The organism is Psychrobacter sp. T6-1, from assembly GCF_052258445.1.
Genome location: NZ_JBQQFC010000323.1, coordinates 1 through 2,535 on the forward strand (window position 1 = coordinate 1; position 2,535 = coordinate 2,535).

The following is a 2,535-nucleotide window of genomic DNA, read 5'->3' on the forward strand; positions in this document are numbered from 1 at the left end:
CCTCATTTACTTTTAACGCTAACACTATAATCAAAGTATTCTTAACTGCTAACACACTATAATTGCTGCTCTACCGATTCAATATCAGCATAAACTTGGGTCGTCCCGTCTTTATTGAGCTGCATAACCTGATAGGGCATGAATTTATTTTGATACTCCATACCTGGGCTACCAACAGGCATGCCAGGTACGGCAAGACCCATAGCTTGTACTGGCGGATTTTCTAAAAACTGCGCCATATATTTAGCGGGTACATGACCTTCAAAGACGTAACCATCAGTAGTGACTACAGTATGGCAAGAACGCATTTCATTTGGAACGCTGTAGCGCTCTTTAAATACGGCTAAGTCCGCAACATCTTGCGCGGTTGCACTTAGACCATTATCTTCTGCATGACTTATCCATTCTTTACAGCAGCCGCAATTGGCATCTTTATAGACAGTGGCTGAGACGTTTTTTAGTAGGTCTGGTTTACTTACTGATGTCATCATAGGAGTATTTATAACGTTTGGTTCAGCTGTCTTCGGAACAGTCACTACATCTTCAGTTGATGCCGATGTTGTGCTTGCATCAGATACGCCACTACTCGGTTGGCTACAAGCAAATAGTGATGAGGCGGCAAGTAATACTAACGTACTACGCAACCCCTTAGACAGATAACGATTGAATATAAGACTGGATTTTATTTTTAAGGGGGTCATAGTGCTCTCTCATGTACTGTAGATATTGTGAGCTATAGAAGGTCAAGTAACACTTCATATCGTTTGGTAATGTAGCATAATAACCCATCAAACGGAGTACGTAAATTTATCCATTGAGCAGTGCGGACTGGTATCATAAGCAGTTTTCATTTTGAAATGCTGCCTGTAGTATTAACAGGTCTATCCGAGTTTTGGATTTTGACTAAAAATTCAAAACTCATAATTTTGGATAATTTGCGATGCGCCTGTCTACTATTAATCTACAAAAGCGTTTGAGTACTCACTCAAATCAATTACCGCTATGGTTTACGCTAGTAGCAGCATGGCTTGCAGGGGCTATTTTTTTATTTGCGCTAGCGCCTCATGGGTTCTGGCCGCTAGCAATAGTGTCACCAGCGATTTTATATGCGCTGTTGGTACCAAATATGAGTGGTCGTCGCGCTTTTATTATCGGTGAAGCTTACGGTATGGGGCTATGGTGCGTCGGCGGCTTTTGGCTCTATACTGCCATCCATGATTATAGCGATACTCCAACGTGGCTCGCATTGATTATGATTGGATTGATGGGTCTCGGTATGGGACTGTTTCATGGATTTTTAGCACTAGTCTTTAACCGTATGGTAGGCAAACAACCCTTTTCATTTGCTGCTCTTTGGGTGCTACAAGAATGGTTAAAAACTTGGTTATTCACAGGCTTTCCGTGGCTATTTGTTGGTTATGCATTTACTGAAGAGTATTGGTTATCGTCCTTAGCACCCGTTGCTGGTGTTTTTGCCGTCTCTTTTGTTGCCATACTATTGGCTGCAAGTTTAGTAGAGCTACTGCTTCGACGCAGTAGTTATGCCGTCGTTTCTGTACTGTTATTAGCCATTAGCACATCATTATGGCTGGTCAATCCGCAATGGACAAAACCTAAGGGCACACCTGATCTGTCAGTGTCATTGATTCAAGGTAATATTTCACAAGATATAAAGTGGCTGACGCAATATCAAGTAGAAACGCTAAAGATTTATGCGAAGTTAACGCGCACTGAGTGGGGACGTGATGTGGTGGTGTGGCCTGAATCATCTATTCCGATGTTTCAGGATGAGGCTGCGGGCTTTATTAGTGAAATGATAGAAATGGCCAATGCGACCAATACGACATGGATAACTGGTATCCCTTATAAGGATAAAGCGGCATTCAATGCCAGTACGGATAAGTATCCCCCATTTTACAATAGCGTGATTGCTCGAGGTGTAGAAGCGGAAGGCCTATACAAGAAGCAGCGTCTAGTGCCTTTTGGAGAGTATATTCCATTTGAAGGCGTGCTCGATATTTTCCCAAGTTTGGCCGGTAGTCAGGATATTAAGAGCTATAGTCGTGGTAGTGATCAGCAGTCACCGCTAAAGGTGCGTGAACACAATATAGGGACGGCTATCTGTTATGAGGTAGCTTATCCAGATACCACGCGTAAAAATGCCATCGATACTGACTTTTTGTTGACCGTCTCTAACGATGCCTGGTTTGGCACTTCAGCAGGACCATTGCAACATTTGCAAATGGTACAAATGCGCGCGCTTGAGAACGGGCGCTGGTTTATTCGAGCGACCAATACTGGTGTTACCGCTATCATTAACCATAAAGGTCGTATTGTAAAACGCGCACCGCAGTTTGAGCGTACTGTACTACGTGGTGAGATACAGGCACGGGTTGGTAACACGCCCTTTATGCTTATGGGAAATTATCCTATCTTGATAATAATAACCCTGTTATTACTAATAAGCTATTTTGGCAAAGGTCTAACCACACTTAGAAGACGAGGGTAATAGTAAACTTAATCATAATAATTTAA

2 protein-coding genes are annotated in these 2,535 nt (G+C 42.6%); one reads left to right on the forward strand and one right to left on the reverse strand.

Annotated features, from left to right (window positions below):
* Positions 1 to 56 precede the first annotated feature (56 nt).
* Complete coding sequence (locus tag ACTXGO_RS12260; RefSeq protein WP_082787298.1) at positions 57 to 701, reverse strand: DUF411 domain-containing protein; 645 nt, start codon at positions 699 to 701, stop codon at positions 57 to 59.
* Positions 702 to 940: 239 nt separating this feature from the next.
* Between ACTXGO_RS12260 and lnt the strand changes: the two genes are divergently transcribed.
* On the forward strand, positions 941 to 2,509 hold the full coding sequence (gene lnt / locus ACTXGO_RS12265; RefSeq protein WP_068039556.1) for an apolipoprotein N-acyltransferase: 1,569 nt from the start codon (positions 941 to 943) through the stop codon (positions 2,507 to 2,509).
* Positions 2,510 to 2,535: the final 26 nt, after the last annotated feature.

Coding starts and splice junctions, on each gene's coding strand:
- ACTXGO_RS12260 (WP_082787298.1), bottom strand. CDS start 701: ATGACCCCCTTAAAAATAAAATCCAGTCTTATATTCAATCGTTATCTG.
- lnt (WP_068039556.1), top strand. CDS start 941: ATGCGCCTGTCTACTATTAATCTACAAAAGCGTTTGAGTACTCACTCA.